The sequence below is a fragment of the Jatrophihabitans sp. genome (assembly GCA_036389035.1).
In the GTDB taxonomy this organism is placed as follows: Bacteria; Actinomycetota; Actinomycetes; order Mycobacteriales; family Jatrophihabitantaceae; genus Jatrophihabitans_A.
Window position 1 is genome coordinate 87212 of the sequence record DASVQQ010000039.1, and the last position, 22142, is coordinate 109353.

At 72.5% G+C, this 22142-nt stretch carries 23 protein-coding genes; 17 read left to right on the forward strand and 6 right to left on the reverse strand.

The window, feature by feature from the left end; genetic code table 11:
• Positions 1–51 precede the first annotated feature (51 nt).
• On the reverse strand, positions 52–684 hold the full coding sequence (gene cofC / locus VF557_19130; GenBank protein ID HEX8082328.1) for a 2-phospho-L-lactate guanylyltransferase: 633 nt from the start codon (positions 682–684) through the stop codon (positions 52–54).
• Positions 685–822: 138 nt separating this feature from the next.
• Here cofC and VF557_19135 point away from each other — a divergent pair, with 138 nt between their 5' ends.
• The 3 genes from VF557_19135 to VF557_19145 are packed head-to-tail and all read left to right on the forward strand — an operon-like array spanning position 823 to position 3651.
• Positions 823–1557, forward strand: a complete 735-nt coding sequence (locus VF557_19135; protein ID HEX8082329.1) for a lysophospholipid acyltransferase family protein — start codon at positions 823–825, stop codon at positions 1555–1557.
• Positions 1554–2552 carry an NAD(P)H-dependent glycerol-3-phosphate dehydrogenase gene (locus VF557_19140; GenBank protein ID HEX8082330.1) on the forward strand — a complete coding sequence of 333 codons (999 nt, stop codon included), beginning with the start codon at positions 1554–1556 and terminating at the stop codon, positions 2550–2552. Before VF557_19135 ends, VF557_19140 begins: the two co-directional genes overlap by 4 nt.
• Before the next feature lie 22 nt (positions 2553–2574).
• Entirely contained in the window at positions 2575–3651 is a 1077-nt protein-coding gene (locus VF557_19145; GenBank protein HEX8082331.1) for a D-alanine--D-alanine ligase family protein, read from the forward strand.
• Between the two features lie 53 nt (positions 3652–3704).
• Here the strand turns inward: VF557_19145 and VF557_19150 are convergent, their stop codons facing one another.
• Together VF557_19150 and VF557_19155 are read right to left on the reverse strand one after the other, a co-directional pair.
• Positions 3705–4253, reverse strand: coding sequence for a DUF3515 family protein (locus VF557_19150; GenBank protein HEX8082332.1), 549 nt, complete (start codon positions 4251–4253; stop codon positions 3705–3707).
• 83 nt (positions 4254–4336) lie between these two features.
• The gene (locus VF557_19155; GenBank protein HEX8082333.1) at positions 4337–4579 is read right to left on the reverse strand and encodes an Lrp/AsnC ligand binding domain-containing protein; all 243 of its coding nucleotides are present in this window, start codon (positions 4577–4579) and stop codon (positions 4337–4339) included.
• Positions 4580–4688: 109 nt separating this feature from the next.
• On the opposite strand from VF557_19155, the gene VF557_19160 reads away from it, so the two are divergent.
• A complete protein-coding gene (locus VF557_19160; GenBank protein HEX8082334.1) occupies positions 4689–5711 on the forward strand; it encodes a thiamine-phosphate kinase in 1023 nt (340 codons plus the stop codon).
• 94 nt (positions 5712–5805) lie between these two features.
• On the opposite strand, the gene rpmB is transcribed toward VF557_19160, so the two are convergent.
• Positions 5806–5997, reverse strand: coding sequence for a 50S ribosomal protein L28 (gene rpmB / locus VF557_19165; GenBank protein ID HEX8082335.1), 192 nt, complete (start codon positions 5995–5997; stop codon positions 5806–5808).
• Between the two features lie 190 nt (positions 5998–6187).
• Here rpmB and VF557_19170 point away from each other — a divergent pair, with 190 nt between their 5' ends.
• Both VF557_19170 and recG read left to right on the forward strand, forming a co-directional pair.
• Positions 6188–7801: a DAK2 domain-containing protein gene (locus VF557_19170; GenBank protein ID HEX8082336.1), complete on the forward strand. Its 1614-nt coding sequence runs from the start codon at positions 6188–6190 to the stop codon at positions 7799–7801.
• Positions 7802–7833: 32 nt separating this feature from the next.
• A complete protein-coding gene (gene recG, locus VF557_19175) occupies positions 7834–10020 on the forward strand; it encodes an ATP-dependent DNA helicase RecG (protein ID HEX8082337.1) in 2187 nt (728 codons plus the stop codon).
• A 9-nt stretch (positions 10021–10029) separates the two neighbouring features.
• Here recG and VF557_19180 read toward each other — a convergent pair whose 3' ends face one another.
• Both VF557_19180 and VF557_19185 read right to left on the reverse strand, forming a co-directional pair.
• Positions 10030–11382, reverse strand: coding sequence for a hypothetical protein (locus VF557_19180; GenBank protein HEX8082338.1), 1353 nt, complete (start codon positions 11380–11382; stop codon positions 10030–10032).
• 87 nt (positions 11383–11469) lie between these two features.
• On the reverse strand, positions 11470–11844 hold the full coding sequence (locus VF557_19185; protein ID HEX8082339.1) for a VOC family protein: 375 nt from the start codon (positions 11842–11844) through the stop codon (positions 11470–11472).
• 118 nt (positions 11845–11962) lie between these two features.
• Between VF557_19185 and rsmD the strand changes: the two genes are divergently transcribed.
• The 11 genes from rsmD to ftsY all read left to right on the forward strand — a co-directional run bounded on the left by rsmD (position 11963) and on the right by ftsY (position 22104).
• On the forward strand, positions 11963–12520 hold the full coding sequence (rsmD, locus tag VF557_19190; protein ID HEX8082340.1) for a 16S rRNA (guanine(966)-N(2))-methyltransferase RsmD: 558 nt from the start codon (positions 11963–11965) through the stop codon (positions 12518–12520).
• A 60-nt stretch (positions 12521–12580) separates the two neighbouring features.
• A complete protein-coding gene (coaD, locus tag VF557_19195; GenBank protein HEX8082341.1) occupies positions 12581–13102 on the forward strand; it encodes a pantetheine-phosphate adenylyltransferase in 522 nt (173 codons plus the stop codon).
• Positions 13099–13740 (forward strand): hypothetical protein, encoded by a 642-nt coding sequence (locus VF557_19200; protein HEX8082342.1) that lies wholly within the window; start codon positions 13099–13101, stop codon positions 13738–13740. The genes coaD and VF557_19200 overlap by 4 nt, the downstream gene beginning before the upstream one ends.
• A 228-nt stretch (positions 13741–13968) precedes the next feature.
• Positions 13969–14436 (forward strand): DUF177 domain-containing protein, encoded by a 468-nt coding sequence (locus tag VF557_19205; protein HEX8082343.1) that lies wholly within the window; start codon positions 13969–13971, stop codon positions 14434–14436.
• A gap of 5 nt (positions 14437–14441) precedes the next feature.
• Entirely contained in the window at positions 14442–14621 is a 180-nt protein-coding gene (gene rpmF, locus VF557_19210) for a 50S ribosomal protein L32 (GenBank protein HEX8082344.1), read from the forward strand.
• A gap of 47 nt (positions 14622–14668) precedes the next feature.
• Positions 14669–15499 carry a ribonuclease III gene (rnc, locus tag VF557_19215; protein HEX8082345.1) on the forward strand — a complete coding sequence of 277 codons (831 nt, stop codon included), beginning with the start codon at positions 14669–14671 and terminating at the stop codon, positions 15497–15499.
• Between the two features lies 1 nt (position 15500).
• A complete protein-coding gene (mutM, locus tag VF557_19220) occupies positions 15501–16370 on the forward strand; it encodes a bifunctional DNA-formamidopyrimidine glycosylase/DNA-(apurinic or apyrimidinic site) lyase (GenBank protein ID HEX8082346.1) in 870 nt (289 codons plus the stop codon).
• The gene (locus VF557_19225; GenBank protein ID HEX8082347.1) at positions 16367–16696 is read left to right on the forward strand and encodes an acylphosphatase; all 330 of its coding nucleotides are present in this window, start codon (positions 16367–16369) and stop codon (positions 16694–16696) included. Before mutM ends, VF557_19225 begins: the two co-directional genes overlap by 4 nt.
• 194 nt (positions 16697–16890) lie before the next feature.
• Positions 16891–17079 (forward strand): hypothetical protein, encoded by a 189-nt coding sequence (locus VF557_19230; protein HEX8082348.1) that lies wholly within the window; start codon positions 16891–16893, stop codon positions 17077–17079.
• A gap of 129 nt (positions 17080–17208) precedes the next feature.
• On the forward strand, positions 17209–20901 hold the full coding sequence (gene smc / locus VF557_19235) for a chromosome segregation protein SMC (GenBank protein ID HEX8082349.1): 3693 nt from the start codon (positions 17209–17211) through the stop codon (positions 20899–20901).
• Positions 20902–20913: 12 nt separating this feature from the next.
• Positions 20914–22104: a signal recognition particle-docking protein FtsY gene (gene ftsY / locus VF557_19240; protein ID HEX8082350.1), complete on the forward strand. Its 1191-nt coding sequence runs from the start codon at positions 20914–20916 to the stop codon at positions 22102–22104.
• Positions 22105–22142 lie beyond the last annotated feature (38 nt).

Consider the following 22142-nt stretch of genomic DNA (forward strand, 5'->3'; position numbering starts at 1 on the left):
CTTGCCGGTCAGACCAGCCAGTCAGACCAGCCAGTCAGTCAGACCAGCCGGTCAGACCAGGCCGGCCACCAGCTGCGAGGTCAGCATCCCGACGCCCAGTTCCAGGCACCGCCGCAGGTCCGCTGCCGAGTCCACGTCGCAGCGCAGGCTGGCCGCCGCGTCCAGCTCCCGGGCGCCGGAGGCCAGGTGCCGGCGCGCCGAGTCCGGGCCGAACAGCGGCATCAACCGCGAACGCGGCCCGGCGGCCAGCAGCGTGGTGCCGCTGCCGTCGACGTCGCGGACGAAGCTGCGCCCGACGGCCGGCGCCTGATGCAGCACCGCCAGCAGATCTGCGGCCCGCAACGCCGGCAGGTCACCGACCATCGCCACCACGCCGTCGGCCGGAAAGCGCCGGCTCAGCTCGGCAGCGGCCGCTTCCAGCGCCGGGTTCAGACCGCCGCCGGCGTCGGGAAGGATCTCGATCCCGGCCGGCAGCGCCGGAGCCGGCTGAGCGGGGTCCGGGCCGGTGACCACGAACAACCCACCCAGCAACGGATGGGTGCGCAGGGCGAGCACCGCGTCCAGGGTGTCGAGCTGGATGGCCCGGACCAGTTCGGCGTGCTGAGCCTGCTCCGAGGTGGCGGCGCGCAGCCGGGTCTTGGCCAGCGTCGAGTGCTTGATCGGAACCAGAACTCGCCATTGCACTCTCCAGATGCTGCCACTAGGGCACGGCGGTGGCAGACTCGCACCCGCCGGCGCCGCTCGCCCGGCCGTGAGCTCAACAGCAAGCAGGTGGAGGGAACTCGGTTGGCGCGACGGCACGCGGAGAAGGTGGGACCGTACATGAGGTTCGCCGTGATCCTGGTCTACCCGACGATCAGCCTGCTGTTCCGGCGGCGTTGGGCCGGCCTGGACCGGATTCCGGCAACCGGGCCTGCCATCGTGGCGGTCAACCACATCTCCTACGCCGACCCGCTGATCTTCGCCCGGTTCATCTGGGACGCCGGCCGGGTGCCGCGGTTCCTGGCCAAGATCAGCCTGTTCCAGTTGCCGTTCCCGCTGGGCCGGATCGTCACCGGGGCCGGTCAGATCCCGGTGCGTCGCGACACGGCTGACGCTGCCCAGGCGCTGCAGGCCGCCGTGGAGGCGCTGGGGCGTGGCGAGGTCGTGCTGATCTACCCAGAGGGCACCGTGACCAGGGATCCCGACTTCTGGCCGATGCAGGCCAAGACCGGAGTGGCCCGGCTGGCGCTGCTGGCGCCCGGCGTGCCGGTGGTGCCGGTGGGCCAGTGGGGCGCCCAGCGGTTCCTCGACGTCTACTCGCGCCGGTTCCGGCCCTGGCCGCGCAAGCAGGTCACGATCTGGGCCGGTCCGCCGGTGGACCTGTCCGACTTCGCCGGCAGCGCGCCGGACTCGGAGGTGCTGCACCAGATGACTGACCGGGTGATGCTGGCGATCCGTGACCTGGTGGCCGAGATCCGCGGCGAGCAGCCGCCGGCCGAGTTCTACCAGCGGCCGGTCGCCGGCCAGCTCGCCTCCCGCCCGCGACGGCGGCTCAGCGGCCGGGGCCGTCGATGACCCGCGCCGCGGTGCTGGGCTCCGGCTCATGGGGAACCGCGTTCGCCAAGGTGCTCGTCGACGCCGGCACCGACACCGTGATGTGGGCCCGCCGGCCGGAGCTGGCCCGGACCATCAGCCGCGAGCACGTCAATCCCGACTACCTGGCCGGGCTGGCCCTGCCGCCGTCGCTGCGGGCCACCGCCGACGCGGCCGAGGCATTGGACGGCGCGGACCTGGTGGTGCTGGCGATCCCGTCCCAGGCGCTGCGGGAGAACCTGGCCGGCTGGACCGACCTGATCCCGTCCGAGGCGACCCTGGTGAGCCTGATGAAGGGCATCGAGCTGGGCACCGTCAAGCGGATGAGCGAGGTGATCAGCGAGGTGGCCGGGGCCGAGGCCGCCCGGGTGGCGGTGGTGTCGGGACCGAACCTGGCGCGCGAGATCGCCCTGGAGCAGCCCACCGCGACGGTGGTGGCGTGCACCGACACCGACCGCGGCGCCCTGGTGCAGCAGGCCTGCAGCGCCCCGTACTTCCGGCCCTACACCAACATCGACGTGGTCGGCACCGAGCTGGGCGGGGCGGTGAAGAACGTCATCGCGCTGGCCTGCGGGATGGCCGCCGGAATGGGCTTCGGAAACAACACCATCGCCTCGCTGATCACCCGCGGGCTGGCTGAGACGTCCCGGCTCGGGCTGGCGCTCGGCGCTGACCCGGTGACCTTCGCCGGGCTGGCCGGGCTGGGGGACCTGGTGGCCACCTGCGCCTCGCCGCTTTCGCGCAACCGCAGCTTCGGCGAGCGGCTGGGCAAGGGCGAGAGCCTGGAGCAGGCCCAGCAGGCCACCCACGGCCAGGTCGCCGAAGGGGTGAAGTCCTGCCGGTCGGTGCTGGAACTGGCCAGCCGGCACGGGATCGACGTTCCGATCACCCGGGTGATGGACTCCGTCTGCTACGGCAGCCTCGCGCCGGTGGACGCGGCCCGGCTGCTGATGAGCCGCTCCACCAAGAGCGAGTAGTTCTCCGCTAGCCTCGCAGACCATGGCGTCACGGATACGGATCGCTGTCGTCTATGGCGGGCGCAGCAGCGAGCACCCGATCTCGGTGCTCAGCGCCGGCAGCGTGCTGGACGCCCTGGACCCGGCCAAGTACGAGGTGCTGACCCTGGGCATCACCAGGGCCGGCGGCTGGGTGCGCACCGACATCGAGCCGCGGAACTTGCAGATCGCCGGCCAGGTGCTGCCCGAGGTGGAGTCCGGCGGCGCTGACATCGCCGTGCGGCCCGGCAGCGGCGAGGTGGCCGTCTTCGACGCGGCGTCGGCGATCGCCGTCCTGGACAGCGTCGACCTGGTCTTTCCCGTGCTGCACGGGGCATACGGCGAGGACGGCACGATCCAGGGGCTGCTGGAGATGGCCGGCGTCGGTTACGTCGGCTCCGGGGTGCTGGCCAGCGCGGCGGCGATGGACAAGGCGTTCGCCAAGACCATGCTGCGGGCGGCCGGGCTGGATGTCGGGCACTACCTGGTGCTCAGGCCCGGCGAGCCGGTCGATGACCGTGAGCTGGAGCAGCTGGGCCTGCCGGTCTTCGTCAAGCCCGCCCGGGCCGGTTCCAGCATCGGGATCTCCAAGGTCCGCGGCTATGACGAGCTGCCGGCCGCACTGAAGCTGGCCTTCGAGCACGACTCGAAGGTGCTGATCGAGGCGGCCGTGATGGGCCGTGAGATCGAGTGCGGGGTGCTGCAGGACGCCGACGGCTCCGTCTCGGCCTCGCTGCCCGCCGAGATCCGGTTGCGCCCGGACTTCGACTGGTACAGCTTCGAGGCCAAGTACCTCGAGGACGCCTCGGAGTTCGACATTCCCGCCGACGTCGGCGCCGACGCCGTCCGGGCCATCCAGGACGCGTCCTGCCGGGCGTTCCGGGCGCTGGACTGCGCGGGGTTGGCGCGGGTCGACTTCTTCTTGCAGCGCGACGGCCGGCTCGTGGTCAACGAGGTGAACACCATGCCGGGATTCACCGCCATCTCGATGTATCCCAAGATGTGGGCAGAGACCGGCGTCAGCTACCCGGAGCTGCTGGACCGGCTGATCGCGACCGCGCTGAAGCAGCGCCAGGGCTGAACCGGGCGGGTCAGCCCCTCTGCGGGCGGGTCAGCTGGCTGGCGGCGGGCGGGTCAGCGGTCGGCGCTGCAGATCGGCAGCTTGGCCCCGGGATTGCCCGCCGCGTCCGAGGCGGTGCATCGCGCCGGCAGCTCCGACACCGCCGGAGCCAGCAACGGCAACGGCTGATCGGCGCCGGCCAGCACCGTGACGTCGATGTAGACGCTGCGGTCGACCGTGGTGTAGACCGTCCGGTCCCGTTGCGGATCGGGTTGCCACAGGACCGAGTTGACCTCCACCAGCTGGGCGGCCTCCGCAGTGCCGAACACCGCCGGCTTGGCGACCCCGCAGCGCACCACCACGGCCGGCTCACCCCAGGCGGCGACGAAGGAGGAGTCGGTGTCGGTCCGGCGGGGCGCCAGCTGCCCCAGCTGCACCGGCAGCTTGGCGAACACCTTGACGCAGGCGGCCTCGGTGGCGGCGTCCGGCTTCGGCGGGGCCGGCACGGTCACGGCCGGCAGCACCCCGTCCGACGGGGCCGGCTCGGGCTCATCGGAGTGCCCGGCGGTCAGCAGGAACGCCAGCACGACCGTCAGCGGGGCCGCGATCGCGGTGGCGATCACGGCTGCTCGACGTTGTGCGCGGTCGATGGTTCGTCCTCGGGTCGGGGCGACGGCGGCGCTGGCTGCCAGCGGCGATTGCCCGGCTAGATATGGACCACCGGGCAGGTCAGGGTGCGGGTGATGCCCGCGACGCCCTGCACCCGGGCCACCACCATCCGGCCCAGCTCGTCCATGCTGGTCGCTTCGGCGCGCACGATCACGTCGTAGGGGCCGGTGACGTCCTCGGCCATCGTGACGCCCTGGAGCTCGGCGATCTCCTGCGCCACCGAGGCGGCCTTGCCGACCTCGGTCTGGATGAGAATGTAGGCGTTCACCGTATCTGGCACGGCACGTCCTTTCGTCGTTGTGGCGTCGGAGCAGCTAAAACCTAGCGCAACCCGATGACAGGCCCAATGCCCGGATGCGGCTGAGGGCTCCGCTTGCCGGGCGAGGATCATGGAGCCCGCGCCTGGCGCGAACCTGGTCGTCCCGGCCGGAGGAGTACACCGCACGCACTGGAGGCTGGTCGAAATTTCTGAGCCGAGAACGGTCGCTGACCTGGGTGAGTTCGGCCTGATCCGGCGGATCACCACCGCGCTGGCGCCGGCCGAGTCAGCCCTGGTGGGGCCCGGTGACGACGCCGCGGTGCTGTCCTGCCCCGATGGGCGGGTGGTGGCCTCGACCGACCTGCTGATCGAGAACCGGCACTTCCGCCGGGACTGGTCGACCGCCAACGACATCGGCCACAAGGCGGCAGCCCGCAACTTCGCCGACATCGTCGCCATGGGCGCCCAGCCCAAGGCCTTGCTGGTCGGTCTGGCGAGTCCGCCCGAGCTGGAGCTGAGCTGGTTGGACTCGCTGCTGGCCGGCTTCGCCGAGGAATGCGCCGAAGTCGGCGCCGCGGTGGTCGGCGGCGACGTCAGCGCCGCCGACTCGGTGCTGCTGGCGGTGACCGCGCTGGGGGACCTGCAGGGCCGGGAGCCGGTGCGGCTGTCCGGCGCCAAGCCCGGCAACGTGGTCGCGGTCACCGGCCGGCTGGGCTGGGCGGCCGCCGGTTACGCGGTGCTGTCGCGGGGGTTCCGGTCACCGGTCCAGGTGGTCAACGCACACCGCCGTCCCGAGCCGCCCTACCAGGAGGGCGTCCGGGCCGCCGAGCTCGGAGCGACCGCGATGACCGACGTCTCCGACGGCCTGGTCCAGGACCTGGGCCAGCTGGCCGAGGCCAGCGGCGTGCGGATCGAGCTGCGCCGCGACGCGCTGGAGCCGGCGGCCAAGCTGCGCGACGTCTCCTCGGCGCTGAACACCGACCCGATGATGTGGGTGCTGGGCGGCGGGGACGATTACGCGCTGGTGGCGACCTTTCCCAACGACACCAGGCTGCCCGACTCCTGGAAGGTGATCGGGATGGTCAACGAGGGCTCCGGCGTGCGGGTAGACGGCCTGCGCTGGGCGCACGCCGGTCACCAGCACTTCCGCTGAGCCGCCGGCGCAAGACAACGGGCCGGCTCCCGTGAGGGAACCGGCCCGGAAAGTGCTGGGACCGCGATGGGCGCCGAGCGAGCCGGCGGCCGGACTAGCCGCGGGTGACCTTGCCGGCCTTCAGGCAGGAGGTGCAGACCGAGACCCGGCGGCGGGTTCCCGGGGCGACGATCGCCCGGACGGTCTGCACGTTCGGGTTCCACCGGCGGTGGGTGCGGCGGTGTGAGTGCGAGACGGACATGCCGAAGCCGGGCCCCTTGCCGCAGACATCGCAGTGGCTGGCCACAATGGCCTCCTCAAGATCTTGGTGGTGAAACATTCGGGCAACCGGCCAAGTGTAGCCAGCCGGGTAAGCCCGGTCCAAACCGCGGCCCGCCATAGGCCCCGGGCCGGGGCACGGACCGGACCGGCGGGGTCCCAGTAAGGTGTCGGCCACACCGCAACGCCCGGGTGTGCCGGCTGGAGGGGGGCCAAGGATGCTCGCGCTGCTCGATGCCTCGGCGGTTCGTCGCTGGTGCAGCGCGGCGGTGGAGGGCCTGGACGCCCGCCGGGGCGAGATCAATGACATCAACGTCTACCCGATAGCGGACGGCGACACCGGCACCAACCTGTCCCTGACCATGCACAGCGCCGCCGACTCGGTGGCGGCCGACCGCTCCGGCACCGTCGGCGGGGTGCTGGCGGCGATGGCCAAGGGGGCACTGCTGGGCGCCTTGGGCAACTCCGGGGTGATCATGTCGCAGATCCTCGCGGGCCTGGCCGAGGCCTTCGACGGCTGCGTGGAGGGCGACGGCCGACTGCTGGTCAAGGGACTGCGGCTGGCCAGCGACGCGGCCTACGCCGCGGTCGGCGAGCCGGTGGAGGGCACCATGCTCTCGGTGGTGCGGGCCAGCGCCGAGGCGGTGGAGAAGCTCGGCGAGTCACCGGAGCTGGCCGAGGCGGTGTCGGCCGCCGCGGCCGGAGCCGCCACGGCACTGGCCGGCACCCCGCAGCAGCTGGCGGTGCTGGCCGAGGCCGGGGTGGTCGACGCCGGCGGCTGTGGCCTGCTGGTGCTGCTGGACGCCCTGGCCGCGGTCGTCACCGGCCAGGGCTCGATGGCGCCGGTGCAGCGGGTCCCGGCCCGCAGTCGGGTAGCCCTGGAGATGGTGCGCGAGGCGGGCAGCCCGGAGTTCGGCTACGAGGTGCAGTACCTGCTGCACGCCCCCGAGACGGCGCTGCCGCCGCTGAAGGCGACGCTGGCCGAACTCGGTGACTCGTTGGTGGTCATCGGCACCGGCGACGGCCCGTACAACGTGCACGTGCACGTCAATGACGTCGGCGCGGCGATCGAGGCCGGCGTCGAGGCCGGCCGGCCGCACCGGATCACCGTGGTCCGCTTCGCCGACCAGATCGCCGCCCAGCCGGCCGGAGCCGAGCGCTCGGGCACCGCCCTGGTCACGGTGGCGCCCGGGGACGGGCTGGCCGACCTGTTCCGCTCAGAGGGGGTCTCGGTGGTCGAGGGCGCTCCGAGCGAGAGCGGGATTCCGTCCGCGCCGCAGGTGCTGGCCGAGATCCTGCGGAGCGGAGCCGCCCAGGTGATCCTGCTGCCCAACGCCTCGACGGTCCGGGCGATCGCCGAGTCGGCCGCTGCCCAGGCTCGCGAGCAGGGCGTGAGCGTGGCCGTGGTGCCCACCAAGTCGCCGGTGCAGGGGCTGGCCGCGGTCGCGGTGCACGATGAGACCCGACGCTTCGAGGACAACGTGATCGCGCTGGCCGAAGCCGCCGCCGCCACCCGGTTCGCCGAGGTCACCATCGCCGTCGGTGACTCCATCACCTACGCCGGCCGGTGCTCGACCGGGGACGTGCTGGGCCTGATCGACGGCGAGGTGGTCGAGATCGGCGCCGACATCGCCGAGGTCGGCATCAGCCTGGTGCAGCGGCTGGTGGCCGCCGGCGGTGAGCTGGTGACGGTGCTGGCCGGGGCCGACCCGGGCGCCGACGCCGCGGCGCAGGCGGTGCACAGCTACCTGCGCAGCCGGCATCCACTGGTCGAGGTGGGAGTCTTCGTCGGCGGCCAGCCACGATTCCCGCTGCTGATCGGGGTCGAGTAAGCCGTCCGGCGGCTTCTGGCACAGTGGCCCGCATGGTGACCCGCGACACCCTGCTGCGCGACGTGCTGGGCGGCAAGTCCAGCAAGGCGGTCGAGAAGGCGCTCGGGTTGAGCACGGCCGGCCAGCTGATCCGGCACTACCCCCGGCGGTTCAACGAGCGGGGCGAGCTGACCGACCTGTCCAAGCTCGTCGAGGGCGAGGAGGTGACGGTGCTGGCCGAGGTCGAGTCGACCAGCACCCGCCGGATCCCAGGCCGCAAGCTGAACATCCTCGAGGTGTCGATCAGGTCGGGACGGCACCGGGCCACGTTGAGCTTCTTCAACCAGCCCTGGCGTGAGCGCGACCTGCGGCCCGGCCGGCACGGCATGTTCGCGGGCAAGGTGACCCGCTTTCGCGACAAGCTGCAACTGAACTCGCCGGACTACATCCTGCTGGGCGAGTCCGAGAACGGGCCGGATCCGGACGGCGCCGACCCGCTGCTGCAGGACTTCGCGGGCGCGTTGCTGCCGGTCTACCCGGCCGCCGCTGGGCTGCCGTCCTGGACGATCGCGCGCTGCGTCCGGCTCGTCCTGGACAGCCTGGACCCGGTGCCCGACCCGCTGCCGGCGCCGGTCCGGGACCGGGCCGCGGTGACCGGGTTGGACGCGGCGCTGCGCCGGATCCACCGGCCCGACACGATGGCCGAGTACCACCAGGCGCGCCGGCGGCTGGCCTTCGACGAGGCATTGGGCGTCCAGCTGGTGCTGGCGCAGCGCCGGCATGCCAACGCGGCCAACCCCGCCTTGGCCCGGCCGCGGATCGCCGGCGGCCTGGTCGAGGCCTTCGACCGGCGGCTGCCGTTCGAGTTCACCGGCGAGCAGCGCCAGATCGCGGCCCTGATCGAGCAGGAGTTGGCCGCGGCGCACCCGATGCACCGGTTGCTGCAGGGCGAGGTCGGCTCCGGCAAGACGGTGCTGGCGCTGCGGGCGATGCTGCAGGTGGTCGACGCCGGCGCCCAGGCGGCGCTGCTGGCGCCCACCGAGGTGCTGGCCGCCCAGCACGAGCGCAGCGTCAACGACCTGCTCGGCGAGCTGGCCCAGGCCGGCCGGCTGGGAGGCTCGGAGCAGGGCACCCAGGTGGTGTTGCTGACCGGGTCGATGTCGACGCCGGCCCGCCGGGCGGCGCTGCTGGAGCTGGCCTCCGGCGCGGCCGGGATCGTGATCGGCACCCACGCCCTGATCCAGGACCAGGTGCAGTTCGCCGAGCTGGGCCTGGTGGTCATCGACGAGCAGCACCGCTTCGGCGTGGAGCAGCGCGATGCCCTGCGCAGCAAGGCCACCGCGCCGCCGCACCTGCTGGTGATGACCGCGACGCCGATCCCGCGGACGGTCGCGATGACGGTCTTCGGCGACCTGGAGGTCTCCGAGCTGCACGAACGTCCGGCCGGCCGGTCGGAGGTGATCACCCAGGTGGTGCCGGTCGCCGAGCACCCCACCTGGTACGACCGGATCTGGCAGCGGGTCCGCGAGGAGGTCGCCCGGGGCCGCCAGGCGTTCGTGGTCTGCCCGCGCATCGGCGAGGACGACGAGCTGGAGGACATCGGAGCGATCTCTGACGAGGAGGCCGTCCAGACGGCTTCGGTGCTGGGGCTCTACGCGGAGCTGAGCGCGGGGCAGCTGGCCGGCCTGCGGGTCGGGCTGCTGCACGGGCGGATGAGCACCGAGGAGAAGGCCCAGGCGATGACCGCCTTCGCCGCCGGCGACCTGGATGTGCTGGTGGCGACCACGGTGATCGAGGTGGGCATCGACGTGCCCAACGCGTCGCTGATGGCGATCCTGGACGCCGACCGGTTCGGGGTCTCCCAGCTGCACCAGCTACGCGGCCGGATCGGGCGTGGCGCCTATGAGGGCGTGTGCCTGATGCACAGCCAGCTGCCGCCGGGGCACCCGTCGCTGGAGCGCCTCAAGGAGGTGGCCAAGACCGCCGACGGCTTCGCGCTGGCCGAGCTGGACCTGCAGCAGCGCCGGGAAGGCGACGTGCTGGGCGCGGCCCAGTCCGGCCGCAAATCCAGGCTGAAGCTGCTCTCACTGCTGAAGGACGCGGAGCTGATCAGCTCCGCCCGGGCCGAGGCGCGGCTGGTGATCGAGGCAGACCCCGAGCTGGCCGATCACCCGGGCCTGCGGGAGTTCCTCTGGGACTCCTTCGACTCCGACCGCACCGAGTTCCTGCACAAGTCCTGATCGGCGGGGTCAGGACGCCAGCGCGAGCACCGGCGGCTGCCGCAGCATCACGTCCCTGATCCGCACCCCGGGCTGCAGCGGCCGCGACTGCCCGGAGCGCCAGACCAGCAGCTCGGTGCTGCGCCCCTGGTTCAGCGCGATGACCAGCCAGTCATCTCCCGAGAAGGTCAGCCCCGGCATCTCGGTCCCGGGCAGCTGCAACCCGCCGATGCGCTCCAGCGCCCCGGTGTCCAGGTGCAGCACGGCCACGTCGTAGGGCGGGCCGAAGCCGTCGTAGTCGACCCGCTGGCCCTCGTAGATCCGGGCCAGCGGAAAGGCCAGCTGGGTGCGGTCGGAGTTGAGCACGCCGCCGACGATCGAGGTCTCCACCGGCAGGGCGTAGTCGCGCACCGTCCGCGCGCCGGTGGCCAGGTCATAACGGTGCAGCGTGCACTTGGCCAGCGGCGAGCACGGCCGGTCTATCCACAGCAGCTCGCCGCGGTCGACCGTCAGCGTGCTCGCCCGGCCGATCCGGGGACCGAGCCGGCGGCTGGCCAGGTCGTAGCTGACCAGGGCCCCCGAGGACGGGCTGCTCCGGTCTTCGGCCGTCGAGCTGAGCCCGATCAGCCGGTTGCCCCGGATGGCGATCGGCGCCAGCCCGGGAGGCAGCCGCACCACTCCCGGACCCGGCAGCTGAGCCAGGGTGACCGGCCCGTAGGTGGCGATGTCTTCCACCAGGACGGCCCAGATGCCACCGCGGCCGTCGGGCAGCAGCGACTCGATGTGCCGGCTCCCCATCACCAGCGAGCTGCTGTCCCGGGTGATCCGCAGCACCGAACTGGTGCCGGTGTACTCGCAGGGCCGCACCAGGGCGTAGCTGGCGTCCTTGCCCGGCACGAGCTGTGACACGAACTGCCCGGACGACAGCCTGAGGCCAGGAGCCGCGGTCACCGACCTGGCGTCGAGGTCAGCGGTGTGCACCGACTGCCCGCCGACCTGGACCCGCACGCCGGTGCTGGTTCGCAGCGGGGCCGCGCTCACCTTCGGCACGAACCGCTGGACGCCGCAGGCGCCGGTTTCTTGGGGCCAGGGCTGTTGGGGGGCCGCCGGGGCGATCACCGGCGGGGCGGGCTGCCGGGCGGCCGGCGTGACCTTGCGCGCCGCGTCGCGCTCGCTGGTCACCGCCACCAGCAGAAACCCGCCGGCCACCACGCAGGTCAGCGCCGCCGCTGCCCAGCGGACCCACCGGTGGCGCGCCAGCCCGGTCAGCCGTCCGGGCAGCACCTGCCGGGCCGGCTCCGACTCGCCGGAACCGGCCAGGGACGGCTCTTCGTATTCCGCCGGCAGTACGACGAAGCTCGGCGGATCCGGTTCCTGTGCCACCGGTCAAGCATCGGCCACCGCGGGCCGTCACGCCACCAACGCGGCCGGCCGTCCAACGGCGGGCGCCAACCGGCCGGCCGGCGACAGCTAGTGCAGGAACAGGCAGAACGGGTGCCCGGCCGGGTCCAGGTAGACCCGGACGTCCGGCTGTGGCTGGTAGTCGGCCAGCACCGCGCCGGCGGCGAGGGCGTGCCGGCCGGCGAGCTCGAGGTCATCGACCTTGATATCGAGGTGGATCATCATCTGCTGCGCCGTCGGATCGGAGGGCCAGGTCGGGCGCCGGTAGACCGGCTCGGTCTGGAACGACAACCCGGCGCCGCCGTCGGGCGAGCTGAGCTTCATCCAGCCCGGCTCGTCCTGCGTGACCGGCCAGCCGAGCAGCCGCTGGTAGAAGGCGGCCAGCTCACGGGCGTCGGGGGAGTCCAGCACGACGCCGGACAGCGTCATCCGCGGTGATGGCATGTCAGTCCTCTCAGTTCGTCCACCACTCATATCGCCCGGGTGGAAAAGCTGGCAAGCGCCGGCCGGCCCAGGGATTTCCAGCACGACGACGGCGCGGCCCGGCACTACGCTGGCAACCGTGACGCGCATCGTGGGTGGTCAGGCGCGTGGCCGGCGGCTGGCAGTGCCTCCGCGGGTCACTCGTCCCACCTCGGAGCGGGCCCGGGAGGCGCTGTTCAACACGCTGCGCGGCGAGCTGGACCTGACCGGGGCCCGGGTGCTGGACCTGTACGCAGGCTCCGGGGCGGTCGGCCTGGAGGCGCTGTCGCGGGGAGCCAAGGCCGCGGTGTTCGTCGAGTCCGATCGGCGGGCAGCCAGCGTGTTGCAGGAGAACATCACCGCCCTGAAGCTGGAGGGCGCCACCGTGCACCGGTGCACGGCGACGACATTTCTCAGCGCGGTCGGGGCGGCCGAGCCGTTCGATCTGGTGTTCGTCGACCCGCCGTACGCGGTGACGACCGCCGTGATCGGCAACCTGCTGACAGCGCTGGTCTCTGACCGCTGGCTGGTTCCGGACGCGGTCGTGGTGGTGGAGCGGTCCTGGCGCGAGGCCGAGCCGCCCTGGCCCGGTGAGATCAAGGCCATCAAGCAGCGCCGCTACGGCGAGGGCTGCCTTTGGTACGGTCGCCGGGAATAGCAGTCCTCACGCCTGGTGCGACGCCCCGCAGCAGGCGCGCCCCCATCTGAAGGTGCTGAGATGAGCGCTGAGCCGATAGTCCGCAAGGTCGCCTGTCCGGGATCCTTCGACCCGGTCACCAACGGCCACCTCGACATCATCGGCCGGGCCGCCGGCCTCTATGACGAGGTCGTGGTGGCGGTGCTGATCAACCGCAACAAGTCCAGCCTGTTCACCATCGAGGAGCGGATGGCGATGCTGACCGAGGTGACGGCCGGCTACGGCAACGTCCGGGTCGACTCGTTCTACGGGCTGCTGGTCGACTACTGCCGCGCCAACCAGATCCCCGTGATCATCAAGGGGCTGCGGGCGGTCAGCGACTTCGACTACGAGCTGCAGATGGCGCAGATGAACCGCGGGCTGGCCGGCGTCGACACGGTCTTCATGCCGACCAACCCCGAGTACAGCTTCCTGGCCTCCAGCCTGGTCAAGGAGATCGCAACCTACGGCGGCGACGTCAGCAGCCTGCTGCCGGTCTCGGTGTACAAGCGGCTGCTCAGCCGGCTGGACGAGATCCACCGACCGGACGGGGAGCAGCGATGACCGACCACACCCTGGCGCGCGCCGACGAGGTGCTCACCGAGCTGACCGAGCTGATCGAGACCGCGCGGACGCTGCCGATGTCGTCCTCCTGCGTGGTGCCCCGCGAACGCACCCTGGACCTGCTGGACGCGCTGCGCGAGGTGCTGCCGCCGGAGCTGGCCGAGGCCCGGCGGGTGGTGGCCCAGCGCGATCTGACGCTGTCGGAGGCCGACCGGCTGGCCGAGGAGCAGCTGCGGCAGGCGCAGGAGCAGGCGCAGGCCACGGTGAACGCCGCCGACGCGCAGGCGCGCACCGTGCTCGACGCGGCCGAGCGGCAGGCCCAGCTCAGCGTGTCGGCGGCCGCCGAGCAGGCGCACGAGCTGGTGGAGGCCGGCCGGCGCGAGCAGGGTCAGCTGGTGTCGGCAGCCAGCGTGCACCAGGCCGCGGTGAGCGAGGCGGCCCGGCTGCGCGCCGAGGCCGAGCAGCAATGCCAGGCGATGCTGGCCGCGGCCCACGCGCAGGCCGAGTCGCTCACCTCGCAAGCGCACGAGTACGCCCACAGCACCTTGTCAGAGCTGGTGGACAACCTGCACCGACTGGCTGCCACCGCCGAGAACGGGCGCAACGCGATCAGCCAGCAACCGCCGCCGGCGATCTAGCCCCGCTGCCCACGATTTCCGCGCTGCCACGGGCTCAGGTATTCTGAACAACGGCCAAATCCATGTTTGGACCTAGCTCCACAGAATCGCCGAGAATTCAACCGGTAGAGGTCGTCAGTGAACCCGCGCAGCCCGTTCGTCCTGGATACCAGGGAAGTCGGCCGCCGAGCAGGTTCCCAACGGCAGTACCGGCGCGAGGTCGAGGCTCCTGCGCAGCTTGGCTTGGACATGATCGGGGTGCCGGAAGGCGCACTGCTCGTGGTGGACGTCCGGCTCGAATCGGTGACCGAAGGTGTGCTCGTGACCGGGTCCGTCACGGGGTCGGTCACCGGCGAATGCGGGCGGTGCCTGACCAGCTTCACCGATGATCTGGCGGTCGATTTCGTCGAGCTGTTCGCCTACCGGCACAGCGCGACGGAGGAGACCACCGATCCGGATGAGGTTCCGCGGCTCGAGGGCGACCACCTCGATCTCGAACCGGTGGTGCGCGACGCGGTGGTGCTGAGCCTGCCACTGACGCCGCTGTGCCGGCCGGACTGCGGCGGGCTGTGCCCCGACTGCGGGGAGCTGTTCGACGATTTGCCCGAGAACCACACGCACGCCCAGCTTGACCCGCGCTGGGCCGCTCTGGCCGAGCGGTTCGGCGCGACCGAGGACCCAGCACGTTCCGATAGTTCTAACCAGAGTCAGGAGTAACTGCCGTGGCCGTTCCGAAGCGGAAGATGTCGCGCGCCAACACCCGGGCACGACGCTCGCAGTGGAAGACCAGCGCCCCCACTCTGGTCAGCTGCCCCAACCGCGCCTGCGGTCAGCCCAAGCTGCCGCACACCGCCTGTGCCAACTGCGGCCAGTACGACGGTCGGCAGGTTCTCGCGGTCTGAGCCACCGCTATGACACGCACTGCTCATCAGCGCGGGGGCTGCTAACGGTGGCCACCAGGCACGCACAGACCGCTGACCCGGCCGAACTGGCCGCCGAGCTCGGGGTGCAGGTGAGTCCCGAGCTCTTCCGTCGCGCGCTGACGCACCGTTCCTTCGCCTACGAGAACGGCGACCTGCCCCACAACGAGCGGCTGGAGTTCCTCGGCGACTCGGTGCTGGGCGTGGTCGTCACCGAGTCGCTCTACCGCGCGCACCCCGACCTGGCCGAGGGCCGGCTGGCCAAGCTGCGCGCGTCGGTGGTCAACATGCGCGCGCTGGCCGAGGTGGCGCGTCAGATCGGCCCCGACGGCATCGGCAAGTACATCCTGCTGGGCCGGGGCGAGGATGCCACCGGCGGCCGGGACAAGCCCTCGATCCTGGCGGACACCCTGGAGGCGATCCTCGGGGCGATCTACCTCGAGCACGGCCTGGAGGTGGCCGCCCGGGTGGTGCACCAGCTGTTCGACCGGGTGCTGGCCGCGGCCCCCGGCTACGGCGCCGCCCTGGACTGGAAGACCTCGTTGCAGGAGCTCACCGCGGTGCGGGGGCTCGGGGTGCCCGAGTACGTGATCACCTCCGACGGCCCCGACCACGCCAAGTCCTTCACCGCGGCCGCCGTGGTGGACGGCGTCACCTACGGCATCCGGCTCGGCCGCAACAAGAAGGAAGCCGAGCAGGCGGCGGCTGAGGCGGCCTGGCGGGCGCTCTCGCCGGAACCGTCGATCGCCGAGCCGGCCGCGTCGGCCGGGCCCACGCTGACCGAAACCGCGCTGACCGAAACCGCGCTGACCGAAACCGCGCTGGCCGAACCGCGATCCAACCTGCCCACGGCCGGCTGACGTGCCCGAGCTTCCCGAGGTCGAGACCGTCCGGGCCGGCCTGGACCGCTGGGTGGCAGGTCGCACCATCGCCGAGGTGGACTCGCTGCACCCCCGCGCGATCCGCCGGCACCTGGCCGGCCCGCTGGATCTGACCCAACGGCTGGTCGGGCGCCGGATCGAATCGGCGCAGCGGCGCGGCAAGTATCTCTGGATGCCTCTGGACGACGGCCCGTCCTGCCTGATCGGACACCTGGGCATGAGCGGGCAGTTGCTGATGCTGGCCCCGGGCGCCGAACCCGGGCCGCACCTGCGCGCTCGGATCGGCTTCACCGACGCCGGCAACGAGCTGCGCTTCCTGGATCAGCGGACCTTCGGCGGACTGCACCTGGACGAGCTGGTGCCCGACGGCCCGACCTGGGTGCCGGCCGGGATCGCCCACATCGCCCGTGACCCGCTGGATGACCACTTCGACGACGCGGGTTGGATCAGTTCGGTCCGCCGTCGCAACACCACCATCAAGCGGGCGCTGCTGGACCAGTCCTCGATCTCCGGAGTGGGCAACATCTACGCCGACGAGGCGTTGTGGCGGGCCAAACTGCACGGCGACCGGCCGACCGCCGGGCTGTCCCGCCAGTCGCTGAGCACCCTGCTGGCCGAGCTGCGACTGGTGTTCGCCGAGGCGCTGCGTGCCGGTGGCACCTCCTTCGACTCCCTCTACGTCAACGTCAACGGCGAGAGCGGGTACTTCGAGCGCTCCCTGAACGCCTACGGCCGGGTCGGCGAGCCCTGCGGGCGGTGCGGGCGGCCGATCGCCCGCGCGAAGTGGATGAACCGCTCGTCCTACTTCTGCCCCAGGTGCCAGCGTCCGCCCCGCCGGACGGCGGCGTGAGCGAGCTCGAGGACCAGCGCCCGGCCGAAGGGCGCCAGGATCCGGCGAGCGGGTCCTCGGTCAGGCTGACGGCCCTGGTCTCGGGTCACGTGCAGGGTGTGGGGTTCCGCTGGTGGACCCGGTGCCGGGCGCTGGAGCTGGGCCTGGTCGGCCAGGCCGCCAACCTGCCCGACGGCCGGGTGCGGGTCAGCGCCGAAGGGCCTCGGGAGGACTGCCAGCGGCTGGTCGAGCTGCTGCGCGGCGGTGGCGCGCCAGGCGTCGTCGAGGATGTGCGGCCCCGTTTCGAGCCGGCCGAGGGCGGCTTCACCGGCTTCGTCGAGCGCTGAGATCACGCTCATAGATAGCGGTGAGAATCAAGCCCCATATCCGATCGAGCGGGATTTGTATCTAAGCCGTAACGGTGCCACCATAGGAAGGCACACATAATTGACCCACCGACCAGCTCGCCGGACGCCCGCGGCGCACCCCGTGCCGCCCGCCGCGTAGCCCGAGCGGTCGCAAGTCTGTGAAAGGTCGGAACATGGCCAGGGCGCTGTTGGGACACCTTCCCACCTCCTCAGACCGCTACCTCGTCGAAGAGGTGGCAAGGCTCAAGGGGCGGGTGCGAGCCCTTGAAGCTGAGTTGGCAGAGTTGAAGGCATCGCGGGAGTCCGATCAACTGCTCGACGAGTTGCACCGCATCACCAGCGGCGCCTCAGCGCTGGCCTGACCGCTTGCTTGCCTGAACGACCGCTTGCCTGAACCACTCCGGGCAGCCGGCGCGCTAGCCTCTGCAGCAGGCCCGACCGCTTGGCGGTGGTCGCGCCTGCCGTGCCGCCGAGCCACGTCCGGAGCCTGAGTGCATCTCAAGTCACTGACCTTGAAGGGCTTCAAGTCCTTCGCCTCGGCCACCACCCTGCGGTTCGAACCCGGCATCACCGCCGTGGTCGGGCCCAACGGCTCCGGCAAGTCCAACGTCGTCGACGCCATCGCCTGGGTGCTCGGCGAGCAGGGCGCCAAGGCGCTGCGTGGCGGCAAGATGGAGGACGTCATCTTCGCCGGCACCTCCGGCCGGCCGCCCCTGGGCCGGGCCGAGGTGACGCTGACCATCGACAACACCGACGGCGCGCTGCCGATCGAGTACGCCGAGGTCTCGATCACCCGCCGGATGTTCCGCGACGGCGCCAGCGAGTACGAGATCAACGGTGAGGGTGCCCGACTTCTCGATATCCAGGAGCTGCTCTCGGACTCCGGGATCGGTCGCGAGATGCACGTCATCGTCGGCCAGGGGCAGCTGGACTCGATCCTCTCGGCACGCCCGGAGGACCGGCGGGGCTTCATCGAAGAGGCCGCCGGGGTGCTCAAGCACCGCAAGCGCAAGGAGAAGGCGCTTCGCAAGCTCGATGCCATGCAGGCCAACCTGACCCGGCTGACCGACCTGACCGGCGAGCTGCGCCGCCAGCTCAAACCGCTGGGCAAGCAGGCCGAGATCGCCCGCCGGGCGGCCGGGGTGCAGGCCGAGCTCCGCGACGCCCGGTTACGGCTGCTGGCCGATGACCTGAGCACCCTGCGCGACACCCTGCAGGCCGAGGTGGCCGACGAGACCGCCGTCCGGCAGCGCCGGGCCGAGGTGGAGCAGGCACTGGCCGAGGCGATGGCGGCCGAGGCCGCGCTCGAGGCGGGGCTGGCCTCCGACGCCCCCGCCGTGGGGGCGGCCCAGGAGGTCTTCTTCGGGCTGTCGGCGCTGTCCGAGCGCTTCGGAGGAACCCGGCGGCTGGCCGCCCAGCGGCTGCGGCACCTGTCGGAGTTCGCCGAGCAGGAACGCCTCGGCCGTGACCCCGAGGAGTCCGAGCGCGAGGCGGCCGGGGTCCGGGCCGCCGAGCAGGAGCTGACCACCGAGCTGGCCGCCGCCCGGCAGGTGCTGCTGGACGCCGTGGCCCAGCGGCAGCAGGACGAGCGCGAGCTGGCCGACGCCGAGCGGGCGGTGCTGGCCGCGGCCAGAGCAGTCGCCGACCGGCGAGAGGGATTGGCCAAGCTGGCCGGCCAGGTCAATGCCCTGCGCAGCCGGGCCTCCGCCGGCGGGGACGAGATCGCCCGGATCGCCGCGGCCGCGAGCCAGGCCCGGGAGCGGGCCGCCGCCGCTCGCGCCGAGCTCGAGAACGCCCAGAACGAGGTCGGAGCCCTGGACCAGGGCGAGCTGGACCTGGACAGCAGCCACGAGGCGGCCCTGGCCCGCCATGCCGAGGCAGCCGAGCAGTTGCGCCAGCTCACCGAAGCGCATCGCACCGCCGAGCGGGAGCGCTCCACCTGGACCGCCCGCCGGGAGGCGCTGGCGATGGGACTGACCCGCAAGGACGGCGCCGGCGCGTTGCTGGCGGCCGGCTCCCGGCTGCCGGGCCTGCTCGGCTCCATGGCGGCGTTGCTGAGCGTCGAGCCCGGCTACGAGGCCGCGCTGACCGCCGCGCTCGGCGTGCTGGCCGACGCGGTGGTGGTCAGCTCGCCGGCCGACGCCCGCTCAGCCCTGCAGCTGCTCAAGAGCACCGACGCCGGCCGGGCCGGGCTGGTGGTGGGCGGCGCTGACCTGTCCGAGCGCTCGGCGACCGCTGAACGGCAGGACTGGCCCGCGCTGCCGGCCGGGGCGCGCTGGGCGGTCGAGGTCATCAGCTGCCCGCCGTCGCTGCGGGCCGCGGTGGAGTCGGCGCTGGCCCGGGTGGCGGTGGTGCCGGACCTGGAGGCGGCCGAGCGGCTGGTCACCGAGCACGGCGGGGTCCGGGCGGTCACCCGGGCCGGCGACGTGCTGGGCCGCGACTGGGCGGCCGGCGGGTCCTTGTCCTCGCCCAGCGCCTTGGAGGTGCAGGCCGCGGTGGACGAGGCCGACCTGCGGGCCGCCGAGGCGGCCGGGACCTTCGACCGGCTGGAGGCCGAGCTCAGCCGGCAGCGGGAGATCACCGACGGCTTGCAGGCAGAGGTCGAGGCCACCCTGGCGGCGTTGAACGAGTCCGACGCCCGGCTGAACGCGGTCGCCGAGCGGCTGGCCCAGCTGGCCCAGGCCGAGCGGTCGGCCACCGGCGAGGCCGAGCGGCTGGACCTGGCCAGGCAGGCCGCCGAGCAGGCCCGGGACTCGGACCTGGCCGGCCTGGTGGAGCTGGAGGAGCGGCTGCGGATGGCTGAGGCCGAGCCGGCCGAGCAGGAGCCACCGATCGAGGACCGCAACGCCCGCGCCGACCGGGTCGCCGCCGCCAGGCAGGCCGAGATGGATGCCCGGCTGAGCGTCCGGACCCAGGAGGAACGGGTGCGGGCGCTGGCCGGCCGGGCTGAGCAGCTGCTCCGCTCGGCGCAGGCCGAGCGGCAGGCCCGGGCCCGACAGGAAGCTGCCAGGCTGGCCCGGGCCCGGGGCGCCCGCATCGCCGCGGCGGTCGAGGCGGCCGCGACCCGCGCCCTGGCCGAACTCGACCGGGCGGTGCCGCGGGCCGTGGCGCAGCGCGATGCCATTCAGGCCGCTCGGGCCGAGCGGGAGGCCGCTCTGAAGGCGGCCCGTTCGGCGGTGCGCGAGCTGGGCGCCGAGCTGGCCCGCCTCACCGACGCGGTGCACCGTGACGAGGTGGCCCGCGCCGAGCAGCGGCTGCGGATCGAGCAGCTGGAGACCCGGGCGGCCGAGGAGTTCGGCGTCGAGGCCAGCGCCCTGTTGGCCGACTACGGCGCCGACCAGCCGGTGCCGCCGTCAGCCCAGGAGCTGGCCGAGTGGACGCTGGCCGCCGAGCGCGGCGAGGACGTGGTCAGGCCGCAGCCCGGTCCCTATGACCGCCGGATGGTCGAGAAGCGCGCCGCCCGCGCCGAGCGCGAACTGGCCCTGCTGGGCAAGGTGAACCCGCTGGCCCTGGAGGAGTTCGCCGCGTTGGAGGAGCGCCACCAGTTCCTGGCCACCCAGTTGGAGGACCTGAAGAACACCCGGCGCGACCTGCTGACGGTGGTCAAGGAGGTCGACGACCGGATCCTGGAGGTGTTCACCGCCGCCTACCACGATGTCGCGCGGGAGTTCGAGATCGTCTTCGCCACCCTGTTCCCCGGCGGCGAGGGCAAGCTGGTGCTGACCGAGCCCGAGGACATGCTGAGCACCGGCATCGAGGTCGAGGCCCGGCCGCCGGGCAAGAAGGTCAAGCGGCTGTCGCTGCTGTCCGGCGGCGAGCGCTCGCTCACCGCGGTGGCGATGCTGGTGGCCATCTTCCGGGCCCGGCCGAGTCCCTTCTACGTGATGGACGAGGTCGAGGCGGCCCTGGACGACGTCAACCTCGGGCGGTTGGTGGGACTGATCGGGGAGCTGCGGGCCAGCAGCCAGCTGATCGTGATCACCCACCAGAAACGCACCATGGAGGTCGCCGACGCCCTCTACGGGGTCGCGATGCGCGGGGACGGGATCAGCCAGGTGATCAGCCAGCGGCTGCGCGACGGGGCCGAGGAACCCGGGCGGGCCGGTGGCCGGATGGCTGGGGGCCCGGACCCGGCTCAACCAGATTCGGCTCAACCCGTGGCGGCGGTCGGTCCGGCCGGCTGAGAGACTGTCAGGGTGCTTGAATTCCTGCTGATCGCCCTTGCTCTTGTCGTTGTCGTCCTAGGCCTGGTCATCGGGCTGGTGGTGCCCCGGGGTCGGTTGGGCCGCCGCCGGGAGGTGCCGCCGCCGCGGCTGGGCCAGCCCACCGCTCCGCCCCAGGCCGGCCCGCCGCTCGGGTCGGTGGACACCCTGCCCGCGCCGCCCGAGCCGCACTCGGCCACTGCCATGCCGCAGGCGCCGACCGCTCCGCCTGCAGAGCCCACCGCCCCGCCGCTGGACGTCCCCGAGCCGACCGCCGGCCGGATGCGGCGGCTGCGGGCCCGGCTGGCCAGGTCCCAGAACGTGCTGGGACGCGGCCTGCTGGCCGTGCTGGCCCGCGACAAGCTCGACGAGGACGCCTGGGAAGAGGTCGAGGAGGCGCTGCTCGGCGCCGACGTCGGGGTGCGGTCCACCACCGAGATAGTGGCGCGGCTGCGCACCCGGACCCAGGTGCTGGGCACCCGTGACCCGGCCGAGCTGCGGGCCCTGCTGGCCGATGAGTTGGTGACGGCGCTGCAGCCGGAACTGGACCGGACGCTGCACACCATCAGCACCGGCGACGGCCCGGCCGTGGTGCTGGTGGTGGGCGTGAACGGCACCGGCAAGACCACCACCTGCGGCAAGCTGGCCCGGGTGCTGGTGGCCGACGGTCGCAGCGTGCTGCTGGGCGCCGCCGACACCTTCCGGGCGGCGGCGGCCGACCAGCTGCAGACCTGGGGCGCCCGGGTGGGTGCTGAGACGGTTCGCGGGCCCGAGGGCGGCGACCCGGCCAGCGTGGCCTTCGAGGCGGTCCGGGCCGGCAAGGACGCCGGGGTGGACGCCGTCGTGATCGACACCGCGGGCCGGCTGCACACCAAGGTCGGGTTGATGGACGAGCTGGGCAAGCTCAAGCGGGTGGTCGAGAAGCACGGCCCGATCAACGAGACGTTGCTGGTGCTCGATGCCACCACCGGGCAGAACGGCCTCACCCAGGCCCGGGTGTTCACCGAGGTCGCCGACGTGACCGGCGTGGTGCTGACCAAGCTGGACGGCACCGCCAAGGGCGGCATCGTGATCAGCGTGCAGCGCGAGCTGGGGGTGCCGGTCAAGCTGATCGGCCTGGGCGAAGGCGTGGACGACCTGGCCCCGTTCGACCCGGCGGAGTTCGTCGACGCGCTGCTGGGCTGAGATCGGGGCATCTGGCAAGCTCCCGGCAGATGGATTCG